The organism is Mesorhizobium sp. M0051 (genome assembly GCF_040323235.1).
Lineage (GTDB): Bacteria > Pseudomonadota > Alphaproteobacteria > Rhizobiales > Rhizobiaceae > Mesorhizobium.
Map to the genome: position 1 here is coordinate 1 of NZ_JAMYUT010000100.1, position 635 is coordinate 635.

At 59.8% G+C, this 635-nt stretch carries 1 protein-coding gene; it reads left to right on the forward strand.

Annotated features, from left to right (window positions below; genetic code table 11):
* Positions 1–70: 70 nt before the first annotated feature.
* Positions 71–635 (forward strand): Crp/Fnr family transcriptional regulator (locus NKJ90_RS33405; protein ID WP_352487784.1); only part of this gene is annotated, 565 nt, incomplete at its 3' end.

The window sequence follows — 635 nt, forward strand, 5'->3', positions numbered from 1 at the left end:
ATCGGCCGCCAGCGCTTCGGACGCAGCCGACACTAAGAGGTACGCGCTCTTGCCCGTCAGGGAGAGAGCCATGCCCCAATCCCTTATTCGCAACCATGTATTGAAAGCCCTCTCCCAAGAGGATTTCGCGCGATTGCAGCCATCAATGCATCACGTCGAACTGGGCATCAAAGCCCAGCTTGAGGTCGCATATCAGCCGATCGAACGGGTGTATTTTCCAGAGAAGGGCATCGCGTCGGTGGTCGCCACTATGACCGGCGGGCGGCAAAGCGAAGTCGGCATCGTCGGCCGCGACGGCATGACGGGGATTGCCGTCATTTTGGGCCAGGACAGATCCCCCAATGAAACCTACATGCAGGTCGCAGGCAATGGCTGGATGCTCCCGGTTGAAAACCTTCGCTCCGCGATTGCAGAAAGCCAGACCCTCCGCGAGCCACTGCTTCGCTATGCCCACGCGTTCCTTGTCCAATCGTCCCGGACGGCATTGGTCAACGGCCATTCGAAAATCGAGGAACGGTTGGCCCGCTGGCTGCTGATGGTCCACGACCGAGCCGAAGGAGACAAGATCTACCTGACGCATGAATTTCTGGCGACAATGCTTGGTGCCCGGCGTCCCGGCGTTACCACCGCGCTCC